The sequence below is a fragment of the Marinobacter sp. genome, from assembly GCF_033722195.1.
Lineage (GTDB): Bacteria > Pseudomonadota > Gammaproteobacteria > Pseudomonadales > Oleiphilaceae > Marinobacter.
Window position 1 is genome coordinate 1 of record NZ_JAWVZL010000053.1, and the last position, 20,552, is coordinate 20,552.

Here is a 20,552-nt window from a genome sequence, read left to right on the forward strand (position 1 = left end):
ACGGCTCTGCAGGCGCTCGCGGGCAAAGCCCAGGCTTTCCTGGTAGGCCATTTCCGCCAGCCCCAGGCCCTGCATGCCCACCATCAGGCGGGCCTCGTTCATCATGGTGAACATGGCGCGCATGCCGTCGTTGGGCTCGCCCACCAGCCAGCCCTTGGCGCCCTCGAAGTTCATCACGCAGGTGGCCGAGCCCTTGATGCCCATCTTGTGCTCCAGACCGCCACAGAAGGCCGGGTTGCGCTCGTTGCTGTCGGGCAGGAACTTGGGCACCAGGAACAGGGAAATGCCCTTGGTGGTGTTGGGAGCGCCCGGCAGCTTGGCCAGTACCAGATGCACGATGTTGTCCACCAGGTCGTGCTCGCCGCCGGTGATCCAGATCTTGGTGCCCTCAATGGCGTAGGAGCCGTCGTCATTGGGGGTGGCGCGTGTGCGGATCATGCCCAGGTCGGTGCCGCACTGGGGCTCGGTCAGGCACATGGTGCCTGTCCATTCGCCGCTGATCAGTTTTTCCAGATAGATGTCCTTGAGCTGGTCGGAACCGTGCTGGTAAAGCGCACTGATGGCGCCGTGGGTAAGGCCCGGGTACATGCCCAGGGACAGGTTGGTGGAGCAGACCATCTCGTCCACGATGAACTTCAGGGTGTGGGGCAGGCCCTGACCGCCGTACTCCAGTGGTGCGTCCAGTGCGGTCCAGCCACCGTCGACGAACTGGCGGTAGGCGGATTTGAAGCTCTCCGGGGTGGTGACTGCGTGAGTGTCCGGGTTGTACTGGCAGCCTTCGCGATCGCCGGCGACGTTCGTGGGCTGGATGACCTCGGCCGCCACTCGGGCCGCCTCTTCGATGACCGCATCCACCAGGTCCGGCGTGGCGTCGGCGTATTTTTCCAGTTCATGGAGCCTGTCCAGCCCCAGAACATCATTCAGCAGAAACCGGATATCATTGAGAGGCGCTTGATACTTCATGGTTATACTCGCTCTGTGAAGGGGAGACATTCACCGGTTGCCCCGGTGCGGCATTAGGCCAACGTGTGTTTCATACGTGCGTTTGAATGGCGCGGTTCACCGGCAGGTCTGTTTATTCACAGGCGGCGTAACCTCGGGGGATACCACATTCTTTGAGCAGCGGAGGGAGCAATGCAGAACATAGTCTTGGCCGGGGCCACCGGCGGTATTGGCCGGGCGATCGCGGATCGTCTGCTCAGGGAGGAGGGCATCCGGGTCTGGGGTCTGTGCCGGGCCCCGGAGGATGAAAAGGCGTGGCAGGCAGATCATGACGGCCGGCTAACGCTGGGGCGCTGGGACGCCACCAGTCCGGACCAGTTCGGCAATCGGCTGGCGGATCTGCTGCCGGACGACCTGGAGGTTTCCGGTTTGATCTACGCGGCGGGCCTGCTTCACGGCGAGGGCCTCAAGCCGGAGAAGCGCCTGGAGGACCTGGACATGGCCAGCCTCAACCACGCCTTTACCGTCAACGCCCTGGCCTATCCCATGCTGGTGCAGGCGCTCTTGCCCTGGCTGCGTCACGGCGAATCCAAACGCCTGATGGCCATTTCTGCCAAGGTGGGATCGCTTGAGGACAACCGCGTTGGCGGCTGGTACGCCTATCGGGCGTCCAAGGCGGCACTCAATATGTTTGTCCGCAACCTGGCCATCGAGATGCCACGACGTTCCAAGAAGGTGTGTTGTGTGGCGGTCCACCCCGGCACCACCCGCACCGCCCTGAGCGCCCCTTTCGAGCAGTCCCTGGCGCAACTGCAGGTGCACGATACCGACGACACCGCCAACAACCTGGTAAAGATCTTTCTCGCGCTTACAGAGAAGGATAACGGCCGCTTCATCAACTGGGACGGTACCGATCTGCCCTGGTAGGGCGCAGCCTCCAGCCACAAAAAAGCCCACCATCCGGTGGGCTTTGTCTTGACGGCAACAGCGCTTTGGTCAGCGAATGAACGGGTTGAGCATGCGCGTGAAGGTGCCGGTCAGTTTTACCGGCGCGCTCAGGACCGACAGGGTGATGCAGTCGTCGCCTTCCAGTGCCACCGGCTTGTGCTCGTCCTGCTCGTTCAGTACGACGAAATCCCACTGATTGAAAACGCCTTTCTTGTCGGCAAAGGCGCCCTGCAGCACGATGGTGGTTTCCTGGCCGCGATGGGTGTGTGCTGGGGCCTTGCCGCCCGCGGTCAGTTTCTGCAGCACCACCTGTTCGCTCTGGCCTGGGAAACGGTCGCTGATGTCCAGAATGCTGACATCCCCCAGTTGCCGTTTCCAGGGCAGACCATTGAGATCTTCGCCCAGCAACTTCTGGAGCGGTCCCTGGCGCGGCATCTGCTTCTCCCGCGCGGCCATGGGCTCACCTTCGATGCGGGCCAGGATGCTGTCAAAGGTGGTCTCTTCCACGCTCACCTGTGGTTGCGCTTCCATCATGACGGCACCGAGGCTGTCGAGCATGTCGACACGGCTGCGACAGTGTGGGCACTGATCCAGATGCAGACGAATGCACAACGCGTGGGGCTCAGTAAGATTGCCCGCGCTGTACTCCATCAGGCTGAAGCTGTCGGGGTGGTGCTGAGTCATACGTTTTGATCCTGCAGAATCACTTTCAGTTTGTTGAGTGCCAGCCGCACGCGGCTCTTCACGGTCCCCAGAGGAATGTTGAGCTCATTGGCAACCATCTGGTGGGACTTGTTTTCCATGTAGACCTTGGCGATCACCGTGATCTGCTCTTCCGGCAAGTGCTGCAGCGACTCCCGGATTCTGCGCTCGGACATCAGGCGATGCAGTGAGGTCACAGGCTCGTTTTCGTTGTCGCCGGGAATCTGCCAGAGATCCTCGGTTTCCACCGCCATTTCAGCGCTGGTGCGCTGCATCTTGCGCAACATGTCGATGCGCTGGTTCCGGGCGATGGTGAAAATCCAGGTTGAGGCAGCCGCCTTGCGCCAGTCATAGAGGCAAGACCGGCGCCAAATGGAGACAAATACCTCCTGCACCAGCTCTTCGGCATGACTGGCCAGACCGTTGGCCATGGCGTAGTACTTGATCTGGGGACCGAAGTGCTCGAACAGTGCGTGGTAGGCCTGGCGATCCTGGCTCTTACCCACTTTTTCCAGCATTTGACTCCAGGGATCCTTGCGGCCTTCGGCGCGCAAAGACTTGGTATCCAGTGTGGACACTGGACGCTCCTTGACAGTTGCCTGCATTGAGTTTGTTTGCATCATTGTATGCACTCGTCCTGGGTTTGTCAGTGTCTGCTTTTACGGGGTCGGACACCGCCCGGATCATTCGTGCATCACATTTTCAGGCAAAAGATTAAGGCTGCCTCTGCCGGTCTCATTCCTCCAGGTAGGTATAGCCGGAGAGCCCGTTCTCCAGATCCGCCAGCAGCTCGGTCTGCAGCTCTGACGCAAGGCCGCTGGCGGCGAACTTGGTGCGGTAGGCGTTGAGCAGGTGGCTGGGCTCGAAATTGACGTAACGCAGCACCTTGGCCACGGTGTCGCCGTAGATGGGCTCACCGATCCGGTAACCGCCGTCCTCGGCGCGGGCCACGTCCACCGAGTGGGTGTCACCGAACAGGTTGTGCAGATCTCCCAGGATTTCCTGGTAGGCGCCGGTCATGAAGAAGCCCACCAGCTGGGGATTGTCGGGGTCCTCCTCCGGCAGGGACAGGGTGGTTTCCATGCCCTGGCCCTCCACATAGCGGTCGATGCGGCCGTCGGAGTCGCAGGTGATGTCCTGGATTACCGCCCGCCGGGTCAGTGGGCGGTTGAGGCCGGAAATCGGCATCACCGGGAAAATCTGGTCGATGCCCCAGACATCCGGCAGCGACTGGAACAGGGAGAAGTTGACGAAGAGTTTCTCCGCCAGCTTCTCGTTGAGTTCGTCGATGATTTCCCGGTGGGCCCGGTTGCCGGCACTGAGCTGGCCCCGCAGCAGGCGGCAGCAGGCGGTATAGAGACTCTCCGCCTCGGCCCGGTGGGGCAGCGACAGCAGGCCGTGGGCGAACTGGGCGTGAACGTCGCTCATGGCGTGCAGGATGTCGTGGTAAATTTCCACTTGGGAGCGGGGCGAGCTCTCGTCCGCCAGGCTCTGGTGGTCCCGCCACAGATCGTGCAGGGGCGCGGGCGCATCGGCATCCGGTGCCGAGGGCTTGCGGGCATCCGGTGTCTCCCGGTCGGTGACGTTGGTCACCAGCACGGCGTGGTGGGCGGTGAGGGCGCGGCCGGACTCGCTGATCAGGTTGGGATGGGGGATGCCGGCGCGGTCGCACTCCGCCTGCAGGGTATGGATCACGTTGTAGGCGTATTCGTGAACGCTGTAGTTGATGGAGCAACTGCTGCGGGAGCGGGTGCCCTCGTAGTCCACCCCCAGGCCGCCGCCGATATCGACGGTGTCGATGGGCGCCCCCAGCTGGCGGAGCTCACTGTAGAAGCGGGCACATTCCCGCAGGCCGGTCTGGATATCGCGGATGTTGGCAATCTGCGAGCCCAGGTGGAAGTGCAGTAGCTGCAGGGAGGCCAGGGCGCCGGCCTGCTCAAGATGCGCCAGCACGTCCAGGATCTGGCTGGCGGACAGGCCGAACTTGGATTTCTCGCCGCCGGTGTTCTGCCAGTTGCCCTTGCCGATGGTAGCCAGGCGGGCGCGCACGCCGATCAGGGGCTGGACCTGAAGCCTGCGGGCCTCCGCCAGGATCAGCGGCAGCTCGGATTTCTTCTCCACCACGATGAAGACCCGGTGGCCCAGCTTCTGGCCAATCAGCGCCAGGCGGATGTACTCGCGGTCCTTGTAGCCGTTGCAGACAATCACCGAACCTGTATCCCGGGCCAGTGCCAGCACCGCCATCAGCTCGGGTTTGCTGCCAGCCTCCAGGCCGATCTGCTGGTCGCTGGCGGCCGGCTCGGCCCGGATGAGCTCCTCCACCACACGGCGCTGCTGGTTGACCTTGATGGGGTAGACCGCCGTGTAGCGGCCCTGGTAGCCGTGCTCCCCGGCCACTTTGTTGAACGCCGAGCAGAGCGAGTTGACCCGGTCGTGGAGAATGTCGGTGAAGCGCACCAGCACCGGCAGCTGCAACCCGCTGGCCACCAGTTCGCGGCTCAGTTCCGGCAGGTTGATGTCGGCCCCGCTGCGGCCCCGGTCGGGCCGGATCAGCACATCGCCGTGAGCGTTGACATCGATGTAGCCGTCGCTCCAGTGGGGGACATTGTATACCTTCTGGGCGTTGGCGCCGGGCAGTTCGATCATCGCTGCATCCTGTCTGTTGCCTGGGCCGACCGTTGTCGGCGCGTTGGCGCCCATTGTATGGCTTTGGCCGGTTCCCTCAAAGTTTGCTGGCACCAGGCAGCGGAAATACCGCCGGCCAACGCTTTAGCTCGCGCCCGTTGCCACCTACAATAGCGGCCAGAACGGACCCGCACGCCGGGTCGCCACACCATTGCAAACGGCTGGAGACAGGCATGACGGCACTGAATGAAGGTTGGTTCACCGAGGTATTCCAGGACCAGGGCACGGCGTTTTCCCTCAAGGTGAAGCGCAAACTGCACGAGGAGCGCAGTCAATTCCAGACCCTGGAGATCTATGAGACCGAGACCTTCGGCAACCTGATGGTGCTGGATGGCTGTGTCATGCTCACCAGCCGCGACAACTTTCTCTACCATGAGATGATGACCCACCCGGCCCTGTTCACCCACAAGGCGCCGAAGAAAGTGGTGATCATTGGCGGTGGCGACTGCGGTACCCTTAGGGAGGTCCTTCGCCACCCCGGGGTGGAAGAGGCCTGGCAGGTGGAGATCGACGAGCGCGTGACCCGGCTGTCCGAGAAATATTTTCCGGAGCTGTGCGAGGCCAACGAGGATCCCCGCGCCAACTTCTTCTTTGGTGACGGCATCCAGTGGATGCGGGATATCGAGCCCAGCAGCGTGGACATCATCATCGTCGACAGCACCGACCCGGTGGGACCGGCCGAAGGCCTGTTCGCCGTGGACTTTTACCGGGACTGCATGCTGGCCCTGCGGGACGGCGGTATCCTGGTACAGCAGAGCGAGTCGCCGCTGCTGCATACCGAGACCATCATCAAGGACATCCACGCCGACATGAGGAAGGCCGGTTTCGACCACGTCCAGACCCTGCCGTTCCCCCAGCCTGTGTATCCCACCGGCTGGTGGAGCTGCACCATGGCGGGCAAGGACAAGCCGCTGCAGTATTTCCGCGAAGCGGACGCATCGGAGCGACCCTTTGTCACCCGCTATTACAACGAAGGCATTCACAAGGCGGCCCTGGCCCAGCCCCAGTTCATGATCGATGCCCTGGAGGCGCGCCCGGCCCGTCGGGCCTACGACTGAGTTGAATTGGCCGAAACAGAAAAGGGCGCCCGGAGGCGCCCTTTTCATTGGTGGTTCGTCTTACTTGGAGCTGACGAACTCGGGGTAGGCTTCCATGCCGCACTCGGACAGGTCCACACCCTCGTACTCTTCCTCCTCGGTCACCCGCAGACCCATGACGGCCTTGAGGATGCCCCAGACTATCAGGCTGGCCACGAACACCCAGATGAAGATGGTCAGGGCGCCGATGATCTGGCCGGAGAAGCTGGCATCACCGTTGGTGACCGGCACCAGCAGCAGGCCCAGGATACCGCAGACGCCGTGGACGGAGATGGCACCGACCGGGTCGTCCAGGCGCAGCTTGTCCAGGGTCACGATACTGAACACCACCAGCACACCGCCCAGGGCGCCGAAAATGGTGGCGGTCAGGGCACTCGGGGTGGACGGCTCGGCGGTGATGGTGACCAGGCCGGCCAGGGCACCGTTCAGCAGCATGGTCAGGTCAGCCTTGCCGAACATCAGGCGGGCGGTGATGAGTGCCGCGATGCCGCCGCCGGCAGCCGCTGCGTTGGTGTTGAGGAACACCATGGCCACTGCGTGGGCGCTGTTGATATCGCCCAGCTTCAGTACCGAGCCGCCGTTGAAGCCGAACCAGCCCATCCAAAGGATGAAGGTACCCAGGGTGGCCAGCGGCAGGTTGGCACCCGGGAAGGCGCGGATCTCGCCGTTCGGGCCATACTTGCCTTTGCGGGCGCCAAGCAGGATGACACCGGCCAGGGCCGCCGCGGCGCCGGCCATGTGAACGATGCCGGAGCCGGCGAAGTCACTGAAGCCCAGGTCGCCCAGGGTATACATGCCGAATACGGAGGCACCGCCCCAGGTCCAGGCACCTTCCATCGGGTAGATGAAACCGGTCATGACCACTGCGAAGACCAGGAAGGCCCAGAGCTTCATGCGCTCGGCTACCGCGCCGGAGACGATGGACATGGCCGTGGCTACGAACACCACCTGGAAGAAGAAGTCGGACGCACCGGAGTAGATGGAGCCGCCCTCGAAGCCGTCCTCGCGGGCTGCGAAGTCAGTCAGGATGCTGGCGGAATCCACCGTACCCATGCCGGACAGGAAGATGTTGCCGCCATACATGATGGCGTAGCCGCAGACCATGTACATGGTGCAGGAGATCGCGTAGAGCGCGACGTTCTTGGTAAGAATTTCGGTGGTGTTCTTGGCGCGCACCAGTCCGGATTCCAGCATGGCAAAGCCCGCCGCCATCCACATGACTAATGCACCGCAGATCAGAAAATAAAAGGTATCTATAGCGTACTGCAACTGAAAGATATTGCTTTCCATGTGAAGCCCTCCGCACGAGGCTTGTCAGGGTTTTCGAATTTTTTGCGCTGGCCGTATTAGCAGGCGGTGATCAGACCGCTTCTTCGCCGGTTTCGCCGGTACGAATCCGGATAGCCTGCTCAAGTTCGGTCACGAAGATCTTGCCGTCGCCGATCTTGCCGGTGTTGGCTGCCTTGGTGATGGATTCGATGACCTGGTCCAGCAGGTTGTCGCCGATGGCAACCTCCACCTTGACCTTGGGCAGGAAATCCACCACGTATTCGGCGCCGCGATAAAGCTCGGTGTGGCCCTTCTGCCGGCCAAAACCCTTGACTTCGGTTACGGTAACGCCCTGTACGCCTATCTCGGATAACGCCTCGCGGACATCGTCCAATTTGAAAGGCTTGATGATCGCTGTCACAAGTTTCATTGGTTTCTCCTTGGTATTGCCGCCCCGATACGTCTGATCCGCAGATACGGGTATCGGGTTCGGGATGCTGCCACCTCGCACAACAAATGTGCGGATTGCGTACGAGGCTTAAAGCATCGGGTGTGCCAACGCAAAAAAATTCATTTAAAACAGATTGGTAGGTCGCCCGTGCTCCAGAATGCACTGGATGGGCGCGCCATTATAGAGCAATGGGCGACGGCATGATCCATATTAGTGCAGCATGGCCTGTCACCGCCGGAGTCTGCCGCCGCTGGCGCTAAGTATGGCATCTGGGCCGGTGTGTTACACTCCCGGCTGAAAGTGTGCCGCCGGGCCGGCGCCAGTAGAATACGATGTTGGTCCAAGCCGGCACACCCGAACCCGCCAATGCGCCATTACCCGATGAGGCCAGTATGAAAGGACCCCAGGATTTCTTCAGCCAGCTCCAGGGCCAGTTTGGCCAGTTCGTGCCGGACATGGCACGGGCGGCCCGGGAGGATTTCGAGAACCAGGCCCGGGCAACCGTCGGTGCCATGCTGGCGCGACTGGACCTGGTGACCCGGGAAGAGTTTGACGCCCAGCAGGCCGTGCTGCTGCGGACCCGGGAAAAGGTCGAGGCCCTGGAGAAACAGGTCGCCGAGCTGGAGCGCCGGCTGGGCTGAATAACCGCTTTACCAACACCCGACACCAAGGAAGGTTGTCATGCTTGCCACAGTGCATACCCGCGCCCGCCTGGGCGTTTCCGCGCCACCGGTGACGGTGGAAGTCCATCTCTCCAACGGCCTGCCCGCGCTGTCCATCGTTGGTCTGCCGGAGACCGGGGTCAAGGAGAGCAAGGACCGCGTCCGCAGCGCGCTGCTTAACGCCGGTTTTGAGTTTCCCGCCAAGCGCATCACCATCAATCTTGCCCCCGCCGATTTGCCCAAGGAGGGTGGACGCTTCGATCTGCCCATTGCCCTGGGTATTCTTGCCGCCTCCGGCCAGATTCCCCTGGAAGGCCTGGCGGCGTTGGAGTGCGTTGGTGAGTTGTCGCTGGATGGCGCCCTGCGGGGTGTGCGCGGTGTACTGCCGGCCGTGATGGCGGCCAGGGCCCAGGACCGCACTCTGCTGATTCCCGCGGCCAATGCCGAGGAGGCCTCCCTGGCCGCCGGCGACGACGTCCTGGCGGCGGACCACCTGCTGGCGGTCTGCGCCCATCTCACCGGCGAAGACAGACTTTCGCCGGTGGTCCCGGGCCCGATGGAGACCGCGGAGGAGAGCCAGCCGGACCTGGCGGACGTGCGGGGCCAGCATGTACCCAAGCGGGCGCTGGAGATCGCTGCCGCCGGCGGCCACAACCTGCTGCTGTTCGGCCCGCCCGGCACCGGCAAGAGCATGCTGGCCAGCCGCCTGCCCGGTATCCTGCCGCCGTTGCCGTCAGAGCACGCCCTTGAGGTGGCCAGTGTGCACTCGGTGGCGGGGCTGCCGGTGCGGCATGGCCGCTGGCGTCAGCCACCCTATCGGGCGCCCCACCATACCGCCTCGTCGGTGGCGCTGGTGGGCGGCGGCAGCAGCCCCCGTCCGGGTGAGATCTCGCTGGCGCACCGGGGCGTGCTGTTTCTGGATGAGCTGCCGGAATTCGACCGCAAGGTGCTGGAGGTGCTGCGCGAGCCCATGGAGTCGGGTGAGATCGTGATCTCCCGGGCCGCCCGCCAGCTCACCTTCCCCGCCCGCTTCCAGGTGATTGCCGCCATGAACCCCTGTCCCTGCGGCTATCTGGGGCACCCCGGTATCGACTGCCAGTGCAGCCCCCAGCAGGTCAGCCGTTACCAGGCCAAGCTTTCCGGTCCTCTGCTGGACCGCTTTGACCTGCATGTGGAGGTACCGGTACAGGCTGGTGGTGTGCTGCTGGGCACCGAGGCCGAGGTCGGCACCGAAACCAGCGTCCAGGTGCGCACACGGGTGGAACAGGCCCGTGAGCGCCAGTTGGCCCGGGGCTGCGCCAATGCACAACTTTCGGGCAGGGCCCTGCACCAGTTCTGCCACCCCGGCGAGCAGGGCGAGGCCCTGCTGGCCCGTGCCATGGACCGGCTCGGTCTGTCCGCCCGAGCCCTTCACCGCATCCTGCGGGTGGCCCGTACGCTGGCAGACCTTGCGGGTGAGGACTGCGTTGGCCAGAGTCACCTGGTGGAAGCGCTGGGTTATCGTAAGCTCGACCGGCCCCGCTCTCCGGCCGCAACCCCGACCGTCTGATACCCGGCGCATCGGCTCGCCAGCTTTGTTAAACTGGCGTCCGGGTTGCGCCGATCAGGCCGGGGCGACGTACCGACACAAGGGGGCGCCGTTAGGGGTCGGGAGCGTGATGAACCTTCCGCCTTCCAGGCCGTCCGCCAGAGAGCCAACCAGACTGCCAGAAGGGAGCGTCATGACAGAGCATTCGGATTCCAATGGCCAGGGTGCCGTAACCACCCGCCGGGGCATTCGCAGTTTCGTACTGCGCCAGGGCCGCATGACCGAGGGCCAGAAGAAGGCCTATGAACGATGCTGGCCCAAGTACGGCCTGACCCGGGAGCAGGGCATGATCGACCCGCGGGAAGTGTTTGGCCGCGAAGCCTGGCTCAACCTGGAGATCGGTTTCGGTATGGGCAAGTCCCTGGCGGACATGGCGGAAGCGGCGCCTGAGCAGGATTTCATCGGGGTAGAGGTTCACCTGGCAGGGGTGGGTGCGCTGCTCAAGGAGGTGGAGGACCGGGGCCTGGAGAACGTGCGGATCTATGCCATCGACGCCAATGATGTCATCGATCTGTGCCTGCCGGACGCCTGCCTGGATCGCGTCATGCTGTTTTTCCCGGACCCCTGGCACAAGAAACGGCACCACAAGCGCCGGCTGGTGCAGCCGGAGTTCTGCCAGCGCATCCGCCACAAGCTGCGGGTCGGCGGCATCTTCCACCTGGCCACGGACTGGGAGAACTATGCCGAGCACATGATGGAGGTGCTCAGCGACTCGGAGGGCTTTGCCAACGACGAGGGCGACGGCAAGTTCGCCCCGCGGCCCGAGCACCGGCCCATCACCAAATTCGAGCAGCGCGGTGCCCGCCTGGGCCATGGCGTATGGGATCTGGTATTCCGGCGCACCAATTAGGACGGATACAGCCACCGGCGCTTGGGACGGATACAGCCGCTGGCGTTCAGGATGTGTGCAGCGGCCGGCGCCGTTCCGCCCGGATCACCACCAGCCCGGCGCCACCCAGAAGCAGCCCGGTGAACTTCATCAGTGCCATCACGGTGGCGGCCATGCTGAGGCCGTCGGTGGGATTGCCCATGTTGTACAGCAGGAAGGTGTTCTCCCCCGCGTCCGCCAGCCCGGCGGCAACGAACAGAGCTTTGACCCAGCCGCCGATCTTGCGCTCCCGGATGCCGGGCCGGTCACTGAGCAGGTAGCTGGTGAACACCACCAGGGTGGCGGTGTAGAGCACCAGGAACAGATAGTCCATCCACAGCGACAGCGCTGCCCAGAAGCGACCGTCCTCACCCCAGGCCGCCAGGATCTGCAGGCTGTGTTCAGCGGTACCGGCCAGCTGGAAGCTGATGATGCCCTGGGGCGCCTGGTCTTTGGTCAGCACCAGGTTGATCAGCAGCAGCACGACGAATACAACAGCGGTGACGAGCGCTAGCCTCTTGAGGGCCGGTGGCGGCGGTGGCAGTTTCAGGCTCGGCATCAGAGAAAATACTCCAACAGGCTATTGAGATACCGTCTGCCATGGGCCGTCGGCTGGAGTCGGTGTGGATGCAGCAGGGCCTGCTGCCGCAATTCCCCAAGTATTGCAGCAATGGATTCCAATGGTAAACCTGTGCGTTCCGTGTACAGGTGCTCCACGGTACCCTCGCTCAGGCGCAAGGCGTTCATCATGAACTCCAGCGGCAGCTCCTCCCTGCTCACCCGCTGGCTGCCGGCCTGGAAACTGTCGATGCGTCGCAGGTAAGCCTCCGGCTGGCGGGTTTTCCAGTAACGCTCGATACTGCCGTCAGGGTGGGTGACCTTGCCGTGGGCGCCGGCCCCCAGCGCCAGGTAGTCACCGAAGGTCCAGTAATTGAGGTTGTGACGGGAGGCCTGCCCGGGCTGGCACCAGGCGGAGACCTCGTAATCGTTGTAGCCCCGGCTCCGCAGAAGTGCCGCACCCTGATCGTAGATCTCCGCAAGGTGGTCGTCGTCCGGCAGTACCGGTGGGCGGGAATAGAACTCGGTGTTGGGCTCCAGGGTGAGCTGATACCAGGATAGGTGCGGTGGCCGCCAGCGCAGGGCCGCTTCCAGGTCTGCCATGGCTGCTGCCGGGGTCTGCTCGGGCAGACCGTGCATCAGGTCCAGATTGAAGTTGTCAAAGCCGGCCGCCAGCGCCGCTTCGATGGCACGGTGGGCGGCGGTGTCGTCATGAATGCGCCCAAGGCGCCGGAGCTGGCCCGCATCAAAACTCTGGATGCCCAGCGACAGCCGGTTGATGCCGGCCTCGCGAAATCCCCGGAAGCGGGCCTGCTCGACCGTACCCGGGTTGGCTTCAAGGGTAATCTCGGCATTGTCCGCCAGGGCCAGCCGGCGCCGCAGCAATTCGAACAGTTCCTGATAGAAGGCCGGTGACATCAGTGACGGCGTGCCGCCGCCAATGAACACGGTCTGGACTTCCCGGTCGCCTGCGCGCGTCACCTCCTGCTCCAGGTCCGAGGCCAGGGCCTTCAGATAGGCCTGCTCCGGCAACTCGCCGGTGACGGCGTGAGAGTTGAAGTCGCAGTAGGGGCATTTGCGCACGCACCAGGGCACGTGAATGTACAGGCTCAGCGGCGGCCTTGCAGGGGTATCGGTGGGCATCGCAGGCTCAGGCAGGGAGGGTGGCAGAGAGCTGGTCCATCAGGCTGCGCAGGGCACGGCCACGGTGGCTGAGCCGGCTCTTCTGCTCCCGCGGCAGTTCGGCGACGGACTGTTCAAGTTCCGGAATCCAGAACACCGGGTCGTAGCCGAAGCCGCCCTCGCCTTGGGGCGCGGTCAGGATCTCTCCCTGCCAGCGGCCATGGCAGATCAGCGGGGTGGGATCCTCGGCGTGGCGCAGGTAGACCAGCACGCAGTGATACTGGGCCTGACGCTGGTGTGGCGGAACCTCGGCCAGGGCACTCAACAGGGCGTCGATGTTGTCCTGGTCGCTGGCATTGTCGCCGGCGTAGCGGGCCGAGCGCACGCCGGGGGCACCGCCAAGGGCGTCCACCGCCAGACCGGAGTCGTCGGCCAGCGCGGGCAGGCCGGTGATTGCCGCGGCATGACGGGCCTTGAGAATGGCGTTCTCGACAAAGGTCACGGCCGGCTCCTCTGCCTCATCCACCCCCAGCTCCCGCTGCGCCACCGGCTCGATGCCCAGCGGCGCCAGCAGGTCACGGAACTCCCGCAACTTGCCGGCGTTGTTGCTGGCGATCACCAGCCGGCTGGTCTCAGTTCTGGGCATCGTTGAACAGGGTCTGGGTGACGCGGATCGGCAATTCGAGATCGGTGCCCTGGGGGCGGGCGGTGATCTGGAAGGTCATCAGTTCGCCATTGGCGTACTGGAACTGCGCCAGATAATACATGTCCTCGCCTTCCTGTACCCGGCGGAATCCCATGAAGCTGCTTTGCTGGATATCGTTGTAGACCTGGCCCTCAACCTGGGCGCCTACCGATTTGAGGGTGCCGTCCTCAGCCTCTTTCATGACCGCAATGTTCACCACGCCAATGGACTGGCTTCGTGTCAGGTTGTACTGCTGGGCGATTTCCGGGCGCAGGAACGAGCTGGAGAAAATGCTGTAGTGCACCTGGTAGTCGCCGAAATCCACCGACTCGGCGCTGACGACCGGGGTCCAGGTCATCACAGCGGCGGTCATCAGGGCGGTGAAAAGTCCAGTGATCGTTCTAGTCATGCGTTCTCCTCCTGCCGGGCAATCCGGTAGATGGCGATCTGGCCGAGCATGTTGGGCCAGAGCCGGGTGAGCCAGCGATCTCGATGCTCACCATCCACCACCGTGCGGTTCTTGATTAGGACGTTCTTGCGATAACACAGAGCCTCGAAGTCCTTGAACGTGCAAAGATGAATGTTAGGTGTGTTATACCATTTATACGGCAAGGTTTCCGATTCGGGCATCCTGCCTTTCAGCATCAAATACCAGCGTAGTCGCCAATAGGCGAAGTTGGGAAAGGTGACGATGCCTTCCCGTCCCAGCCGAAGCATTTCATCCAGCACCAGGTCCGGCCGCCGGACCGCCTGCAGAGCCTGGGTCATGAGCACCACATCGAAGCTCTGGTCTTCGAAATTGCCCAGGCCCTGGGTATCCAGGTTCTGCTCGATGACGGAGACACCGCGGCCCATGCAGGCGGTGATGTAGTCGGGATTGATCTCCAGGCCATAGCCGGTGGCCTGTTTCTCCTGCTGCAGGTAATCCAGCAGCACGCCCTCGCCGCAGCCCAAGTCCAGCACGTGGCTGCCGGGCTTGATCCATTGCGCGATGATTTCCAGGTCGGCCCTCATGCGCCCACCTCCCGGGCAACCCGGTCCAGATAGGTGCGAAACACCTCGGTGTACCTCGGGGTGGGAATCAGGAAGGCATCGTGGCCCCAGGGCGCATCGATCTCGGCGTAGCTGACCCGCTTGCGGGCTGCGATCATGGCGTTCACCAGTTCCTCCGAGCGGGCCGGCGTAAAGCGCCAGTCGGTGCTGAAGGACAGCACCAGGTATTCGCAGGTGGCCCCCGCCAGGGCCTTGGAGAGGTCATTGTCGAACTCGTAGGCGGGGTCGAAGTAATCCAGCGCGCGGGTCATCAGCAGGTAGGTGTTGGCATCGAAGGATTCGGAAAAGCGTTCGCCCTGGTAGCGCAGGTAGCTCTCCACCTGGAACTCGGCGTCGTAGCCGAACTTGTAGGCCTGGTCCCGCAGTTCACGGCCGAACTTCTCCCCCATGGAGGCGTCCGACAGATAGGTGATGTGGCCCACCATGCGGGCCAGCATCAGGCCCGCGCGGGGAATGGCGTTGACGTCGTAGTAGCGGCCGCCGTGAAAGCAGGGGTCCGAGGTGATGGCCTTGCGGGCGACTTCGTTGAACGCAATGTTCTGGGCCGTCAGCCGCGGGGTCGAGGCGATCACCACGGCGTGCCGGAGTCGGTCCGGGTAGGTCAGACTCCACTGCAGGGCCTGCATGCCCCCCAGCGAGCCACCCACCACCGCTGCCCAGCACCCGATGCCGAGGCGGTCCGCCAGCAGGGCCTGGCTCTGGACCCAGTCCTTGACTGTGATCACAGGAAAATCCGGGCCGTAGGGCTGGCCGGTTGCCGGATCCGTACTGCTGGGGCCGGTACTGCCGTTGCAGCCTCCCAGGTTGTTCAGGCTGACGACGAAAAAGCGGTTGGTGTCGATGGGCTTGCCAGGCCCGATGCAGCTGTCCCACCAGCCCGGCTTGCGGTCATCGAGGCTGTGATAGCCGGCGGCGTGGTGATGGCCGCTGAGGGCATGACAGATCAGGATGGCGTTGCTGGCGTCGGCGTTCAGGCTGCCGTAGGTCTCCACCACCAGGTCGTAATGGGGCAGAGTCCGGCCACAGGCGAGGGTTATGGGCTCGTCAAAGTGCAGGGTCTGCGGGCTGACGATTCCAACGGAATCCGGTGGCAGGGTCTCGGGCATCGATGCGATGGGTTCCTGGATCGAACGGTCGTGAAGTGGCCGAAGCCGTAGCCGACAGTGCTGGGGTCGGCGGCGTTTTTTTCAACAGCCCTGCAGTTTAAAGGCGCGGCGTGACGGCTGCAACCGGGGCTTGAGCGCCACCGGGCCGATCAGGCGATGCCGGAAATATTGACCACTTTCTGCTGGATCAGTGTGGGGGCCGGTTTGCGGATCTGGCGGTGCATGTTCTCCGCCAGTTCCAGCTGGCGCCGCAGGTCCGACACGGTGTGCTCCAGCCGGCTGCGCTCCTCCTTGGCGCCGCGCTCGTTGCGGACCATGTCCCGGATGCGTCGGATCTGGTGCTCCAGCAGGCGCTTCTGCTCCATGGAGTACTGCATGATGGGCAGCAGCGCTTCCTCGGGCCAGCGTTCCACATCCTTGCGGACGCGCTGGTGCAGGGTCCGGGCCTCGCTCACCATGACGTTGAAGAAGCGACGGATCAGCAGGGTCTGCTCGGTCAGCATGTTGCGGGGATTGTGGCGAAAACGGTTGGCTTTCTTGCGCAGCTCCCGGATGGCGATCACGTGGCGACCGGCCCGCAGCGGAATCGGCTCCAGGTGCCGGGCACGGGTGTCCTCGTTGTAGCGGCGGTAGATGGCGGAGACCATTTTTTCCGCCAGCTGGCCCTCGCTCATCAGGTTGCTGAGATCGCTCTCCAGCAGTTCGAAGAAATGGTTCATGCCCCGGCTGATGCCGGCGGTGGTCCAGGCCGACTTCATCAGCTCGCGGGTCTTCTCGACATGGCCCTCGAAGCGGCTCTCGCTGACCAGGTCCTTGAGCATCTCGCCCTGGGACTGCATCAACCGTCGGCTGGAGCGCAGGGTGATGAGCTTCTTGTAGTAGAAATCGTAGTCCTGCTGGGCCCGGTCCGCCAGGCGCCGCAGGGCTTCCCGGTCCATATGGACCTCGGAGCAGGCCGCCAGCTCTTCCTCCAGGGCATCCAGGCGGGTCTGCATGGCGGCCTGGCTGTTCTGCAGCATACCCAGAAGGTCGTTGATCAGGCTCTGGGTGATCAGCTGTTCCTTGTGCATCAGGATGCGGTCGATGATCAGCCGCTCCAGTTCCGGCAGCTGGCTGCGCCGGAACAGGGCGTCGTCCTTGCGCACCCGGGCCAGCAGGCCCTGCTTGGCAGAGACCGGCAGCACATCGGCCGGGCGGATGCCCAGGTGGTCGGCGGTATAGTGCTGGATGCGGCTGATGGACTCCCGGGTGTGCATCTCGCCCTGGAGGTCGTCCCAGAGCACGTCGATCTTGTTGAGCACGGCAAAGCGGCCGGCGCGGTGATCGGCGTTCTCGGTGGCAATGTGTTCGCGCCAGATGGTCATGTCGCTGGCGGTGACGCCGGTATCGGCGCTGAGCAGGAAGATCACCGCGTGGGCGCTTGGCAGCATGCTGATGGTGAGCTCCGGCTCCGAGCCCAGGGCATTCAGACCGGGAGTGTCGAGAATGCGCAGGCCCCGTTCGAACAGGGGATGGCGAATACTGATCTGGGCGTTGCGCCAGGCCGGTATCAGCACCTGGCCGGGATTGTCCCGGTCATGCTCCAGCATGTCTTCATGAAAGCCCAGGGCGCGGGCCTCCGCCGGCGGCACGCTCTTGACCCGGGCCACTTCCGCCAGCACCTGGCGCATCAGCTCGGGGCTGTGTTCGTCCAGCTCATGGCGGACCCAGTGTTCGGGTTCCCGGCGTAACTGCTGCAGGGCGCGCTCGCCACGACGGGTCTCGATGGGGAGCAGCAGCAGGTAATTGCGGTTCTCGTTACGGTCGAAGAAGAGTTCGGTAGGGCACATGGTGGTGCGCCCGGCCTGGGACGGCAGCATGCGCTGGCCATAATCGGCGAAGAACAGGGCGTTGATGAGTTCGGTCTTGCCGCGGGAGTACTCGCCGACAAAGGCGATGGTGAGCTCGTCTTCGATCAGCAGTTCCAGCCCCCGCCGGATCCGGCTGCTGACATCGTCGGAGAAAAGGTCATTGTCCTGCAGCCACAGCCGGTACCGACTGATCTGACGGATCAGTTCCTTCTTCCAGGCGTGATACGCCTCCACCTGTTGCGACAGACTTCCAGTCAGATTCATTGCGCCAGCCTTGTGTACAGCGGGGCGCCCTGCGGCGGCGCCACCCGGTTGTTTGGTCTCAGAGTAGGCAATCCCGGAGCGGGTGTCCGTGAACCTGTTGACGTTAGAGACACACCTGTATAGCAAAGGCCGGGCGGGGACGTCAAAAAACCTTGGTAATCAATCGTATGCAGATGCCGCCATCGGTGTAACGGCGTGTGGGTAATTGTAAATTATTGTGCTTGTGTGGCCTGTGTCACGGCGGCACCTAAAGCGCCACACCGATGCTGCCCAGACCCGCCGCCATCGCCATGTGGTTGATGACCACCGAGATCACATTGAGGATCAGGAAGACCACAATGGGGGACAGGTCCAGGCCGCCCATGGAGGGCATGACGTTACGTACCGGGCGCATGATGGGCTCGGTAATCTGGGCCACCAGCTGGATGGCGGGATGGTTGCTGCCGGGAGCGATCCAGCTCACGATCACCACGGCGATCACCGACCAGAAATAGATCTTCACGATCAGCCCCAGCACGGTGATCACCGACCAGGCCAGCAGGGTGACCGGGTTGATGCTGGGGAAGCCGTCATTGAGGGCTGCCAGAATCAGCAGGAATGTCACCATCTGGACCAGGATGGCCAGCACCAGCGAGGCGCCGTCGATGCCGCCCCAGCCCGGAATGACACGGCGCAGGGGGCGTAGCGGGGGGTTGGTGGCCTTCACCACGAATTGGGAGATGGGGTTGTAGAAGTCGGCCCGGGCCAGCTGCAGCAGGAAGCGCAACAATACGATTGTCAGGTAAAAAGTGGAGACAATCTGAAGCGTGGTGATGACGATCTGCGCCAGCATGAAGCGGTACTCCGTGTTGAATGATCGGATGGAATAATGGGGATGGCTGGCGTCCATGTCCAGCCCCGGCCACTTACTCTTCCGTGCGGTCGCCCGCCAGTTCCCGGGCCATGACCTGTGAGCGGTCATAGGCGGCCCGGTAGGCGCGGGCCACCAGCTTGCGCATGCCGCCTTCCTCGAAGGTATTGATGGCCTGCTCGGTGGTGCCCCCTGGGGACATCACGTTGCGCTTGAGCTGGGCGGGGTCGTGTTCACTGCGGGCGGCCATCTCGGCCGCCCCGGCCATGGTCTGGATGGCCAGCTTGCGGGCGGTGGTGGCCTCGATGCCGGCCTCCGTGGCGGCCTCTTCCAGCGCTTCCAGCATCAGGAAGAAGTAGGCCGGGCCACTGCCGGAGAGGCCGGTGACCGCATGCAGCAGGGACTCCTGTTCAACCCACAGCGCCACGCCGATGCTGCTGAAGATGGATTCCACCTGCTCGCGCTGCTGCGGGTTGACCTGGTCGTTGGCGAACAGGCCGGCGGCGCCCTTGCCCACCAGGGAAGGGGTGTTGGGCATGACCCGAACCAGGGGCAGGCCGCCGCCGAGCCACTGGTCCAGGGTGCCGGCTTCCAGGCCGGCGGCGATGGACACGATCAGCGGGCGGGTGTTCTGCACCACCGGCGCGATGTTCTCGCAGACCTCCCGCATGACCTGGGGCTTGACCGCCAGCACCACGATGTCCGCCTGCTGGGCGCAGTGGCGATTGTCGGTGGTGACGCTGACCCCGAACTTGCCCTTGATGGTCTGCAGGTGGCTGTCGTCAGGCGCACTGACCCAGACCCGGGCGGCCTGGAAACCGTTTTCGAGCATGCCGCCGATGATGGCGCTGGCCATGTTGCCGGCACCGATGAAGGATATGGTTGGAGATTTGCTCACGGGAAACCCCATTTAGCGAATGTGGGTGGATGATAGCAGTATATGGCCGCCTCAGCCCCTGGCCGGCCGGGGCCCGAATACAGCGCTGCCGACGCGCACCCAGGTGGCACCCTCGGCGATGGCGCTTTCCAGGTCCTCGGACATGCCCATGGACAGTGTGTCCAGTGGCCCCAGTGTGGGGTGGGCGAGTTTGAGGTGTTTGAGGGCATTGGCCAGGGCCCGGAAGCTCTGCTTCAGGTCGCCCTCGGACTGCGCCGGGTCCGGGATGGCCATCAGGCCCCGCAGACTCAGGTTGGGCAGCTCCTCGAATTCCGCCGCCAGGGCCTCCAGCTCGTCCGGGTGGCAGCCGGATTTGGTGTCCTCGCCGTCGATATTGACCTGCAGGCAGACATTCAGGGGTGGCAGGTCCGGGTCCCGCTGGTCGTTGAGGCGGCGGGCGATCTTCAGGCGGTCGACGCTGTGGACCCAGTCAAAGCGATTGGCGATGTCGCGGGTCTTGTTGGACTGGATGGGGCCGATGAAATGCCATTCCAGGTCGGGCAGATCCTGCAGGGCCTCGATCTTGTCCAGCGCCTCCTGCAGGTAGTTCTCACCGAAAGCGGTCTGGCCGGCCGCCCGCGCCGCCCGGATATCCTCCGGCCCGCGGGTCTTGCTCACCGCCAGCAGCCGCACGGCGCCGGGCTCCCGGCCCGCCGTCAATGTTGCTTTTTGTATGCGTCGGGTTACGCCCCCGATGTTGTCTGCTATGCTAATCATCACGTAAATCCGGCGCTCATTGGACCCTCGTAGTACGCTGATACGTTACCCCGCAGGCCACTGAAAAGCCAAGACAAGGAGCCTCTGATTGACTCCTGGATGGTCTCTGGCTTTCAGAGCGATTCACAATCAAGGCGCGACTTTGCAGTAATGTCTGGACCTTACAAGAAGTCGCAACGCCGAGTGTGGATTGCTCTG

The 20,552-nt window shown here is 63.6% G+C and carries 21 protein-coding genes; 5 read left to right on the forward strand and 16 right to left on the reverse strand.

The genetic code is table 11. The features are described from left to right. The coding region (locus R3280_RS10585) for an acyl-CoA dehydrogenase family protein (protein WP_318998576.1) at window positions 1–963 on the reverse strand (963 nt) is incomplete at its 3' end. Between the two features lie 171 nt (window positions 964–1,134). On the opposite strand from R3280_RS10585, the gene R3280_RS10590 reads away from it, so the two are divergent. Next, entirely contained in the window at window positions 1,135–1,869 is a 735-nt protein-coding gene (locus tag R3280_RS10590) for an SDR family NAD(P)-dependent oxidoreductase (protein WP_318998577.1), read from the forward strand. A 69-nt stretch (window positions 1,870–1,938) separates the two neighbouring features. On the opposite strand, the gene R3280_RS10595 is transcribed toward R3280_RS10590, so the two are convergent. From R3280_RS10595 to speA, 3 genes are all read right to left on the reverse strand, one after another. Beyond that, window positions 1,939–2,574, reverse strand: coding sequence for a ChrR family anti-sigma-E factor (locus R3280_RS10595; RefSeq protein ID WP_318998578.1), 636 nt, complete (start codon window positions 2,572–2,574; stop codon window positions 1,939–1,941). Continuing rightward, the gene (locus R3280_RS10600; RefSeq protein WP_413468767.1) at window positions 2,571–3,197 is read right to left on the reverse strand and encodes a sigma-70 family RNA polymerase sigma factor; all 627 of its coding nucleotides are present in this window, start codon (window positions 3,195–3,197) and stop codon (window positions 2,571–2,573) included. Before R3280_RS10600 ends, R3280_RS10595 begins: the two co-directional genes overlap by 4 nt. A gap of 130 nt (window positions 3,198–3,327) precedes the next feature. Continuing rightward, the gene (gene speA, locus R3280_RS10605) at window positions 3,328–5,238 is read right to left on the reverse strand and encodes a biosynthetic arginine decarboxylase (protein ID WP_318998580.1); all 1,911 of its coding nucleotides are present in this window, start codon (window positions 5,236–5,238) and stop codon (window positions 3,328–3,330) included. Between the two features lie 212 nt (window positions 5,239–5,450). Here speA and speE point away from each other — a divergent pair, with 212 nt between their 5' ends. Beyond that, on the forward strand, window positions 5,451–6,335 hold the full coding sequence (speE, locus tag R3280_RS10610; protein WP_318998581.1) for a polyamine aminopropyltransferase: 885 nt from the start codon (window positions 5,451–5,453) through the stop codon (window positions 6,333–6,335). 60 nt (window positions 6,336–6,395) lie between these two features. Here speE and R3280_RS10615 read toward each other — a convergent pair whose 3' ends face one another. Together R3280_RS10615 and glnK are read right to left on the reverse strand one after the other, a co-directional pair. Continuing rightward, a complete protein-coding gene (locus R3280_RS10615) occupies window positions 6,396–7,664 on the reverse strand; it encodes an ammonium transporter (protein ID WP_318998582.1) in 1,269 nt (422 codons plus the stop codon). Between the two features lie 70 nt (window positions 7,665–7,734). Next, window positions 7,735–8,073 (reverse strand): P-II family nitrogen regulator, encoded by a 339-nt coding sequence (gene glnK, locus R3280_RS10620; RefSeq protein WP_004578958.1) that lies wholly within the window; start codon window positions 8,071–8,073, stop codon window positions 7,735–7,737. Between the two features lie 413 nt (window positions 8,074–8,486). On the opposite strand from glnK, the gene R3280_RS10625 reads away from it, so the two are divergent. From R3280_RS10625 to trmB, 3 genes are all read left to right on the forward strand, one after another. Beyond that, window positions 8,487–8,735, forward strand: a complete 249-nt coding sequence (locus R3280_RS10625) for an accessory factor UbiK family protein (protein WP_318998583.1) — start codon at window positions 8,487–8,489, stop codon at window positions 8,733–8,735. 40 nt (window positions 8,736–8,775) lie between these two features. Next, window positions 8,776–10,305 (forward strand): YifB family Mg chelatase-like AAA ATPase, encoded by a 1,530-nt coding sequence (locus R3280_RS10630; protein ID WP_318998584.1) that lies wholly within the window; start codon window positions 8,776–8,778, stop codon window positions 10,303–10,305. A gap of 172 nt (window positions 10,306–10,477) precedes the next feature. Next, window positions 10,478–11,194 (forward strand): tRNA (guanosine(46)-N7)-methyltransferase TrmB, encoded by a 717-nt coding sequence (gene trmB / locus R3280_RS10635; RefSeq protein WP_318998585.1) that lies wholly within the window; start codon window positions 10,478–10,480, stop codon window positions 11,192–11,194. 46 nt (window positions 11,195–11,240) lie between these two features. Here the strand turns inward: trmB and R3280_RS10640 are convergent, their stop codons facing one another. The 10 genes from R3280_RS10640 to R3280_RS10685 all read right to left on the reverse strand — a co-directional run bounded on the left by R3280_RS10640 (window position 11,241) and on the right by R3280_RS10685 (window position 20,354). After that, window positions 11,241–11,771 (reverse strand): hypothetical protein, encoded by a 531-nt coding sequence (locus R3280_RS10640; protein ID WP_318998586.1) that lies wholly within the window; start codon window positions 11,769–11,771, stop codon window positions 11,241–11,243. Continuing rightward, entirely contained in the window at window positions 11,771–12,913 is a 1,143-nt protein-coding gene (gene hemW / locus R3280_RS10645; RefSeq protein ID WP_318998587.1) for a radical SAM family heme chaperone HemW, read from the reverse strand. Before hemW ends, R3280_RS10640 begins: the two co-directional genes overlap by 1 nt. A gap of 7 nt (window positions 12,914–12,920) precedes the next feature. Beyond that, window positions 12,921–13,538, reverse strand: a complete 618-nt coding sequence (gene rdgB / locus R3280_RS10650) for an RdgB/HAM1 family non-canonical purine NTP pyrophosphatase (protein ID WP_318998588.1) — start codon at window positions 13,536–13,538, stop codon at window positions 12,921–12,923. Continuing rightward, window positions 13,525–13,986, reverse strand: coding sequence for a DUF4426 domain-containing protein (locus R3280_RS10655; protein WP_318998589.1), 462 nt, complete (start codon window positions 13,984–13,986; stop codon window positions 13,525–13,527). Before R3280_RS10655 ends, rdgB begins: the two co-directional genes overlap by 14 nt. After that, window positions 13,983–14,591 carry a methionine biosynthesis protein MetW gene (metW, locus tag R3280_RS10660; protein ID WP_318998590.1) on the reverse strand — a complete coding sequence of 203 codons (609 nt, stop codon included), beginning with the start codon at window positions 14,589–14,591 and terminating at the stop codon, window positions 13,983–13,985. The genes R3280_RS10655 and metW overlap by 4 nt, the downstream gene beginning before the upstream one ends. After that, complete coding sequence (metX, locus tag R3280_RS10665) at window positions 14,588–15,736, reverse strand: homoserine O-succinyltransferase MetX (protein WP_318998591.1); 1,149 nt, start codon at window positions 15,734–15,736, stop codon at window positions 14,588–14,590. Before metX ends, metW begins: the two co-directional genes overlap by 4 nt. 149 nt (window positions 15,737–15,885) lie before the next feature. Then, window positions 15,886–17,850, reverse strand: a complete 1,965-nt coding sequence (locus R3280_RS10670) for a dynamin family protein (RefSeq protein ID WP_318998592.1) — start codon at window positions 17,848–17,850, stop codon at window positions 15,886–15,888. 247 nt (window positions 17,851–18,097) lie between these two features. After that, window positions 18,098–18,682, reverse strand: coding sequence for a YggT family protein (locus R3280_RS10675; RefSeq protein ID WP_318998595.1), 585 nt, complete (start codon window positions 18,680–18,682; stop codon window positions 18,098–18,100). A gap of 73 nt (window positions 18,683–18,755) precedes the next feature. Further along, window positions 18,756–19,598 (reverse strand): pyrroline-5-carboxylate reductase, encoded by an 843-nt coding sequence (gene proC, locus R3280_RS10680; RefSeq protein ID WP_318998593.1) that lies wholly within the window; start codon window positions 19,596–19,598, stop codon window positions 18,756–18,758. A gap of 51 nt (window positions 19,599–19,649) precedes the next feature. Beyond that, on the reverse strand, window positions 19,650–20,354 hold the full coding sequence (locus R3280_RS10685; RefSeq protein WP_318998594.1) for a YggS family pyridoxal phosphate-dependent enzyme: 705 nt from the start codon (window positions 20,352–20,354) through the stop codon (window positions 19,650–19,652). Window positions 20,355–20,552 lie beyond the last annotated feature (198 nt).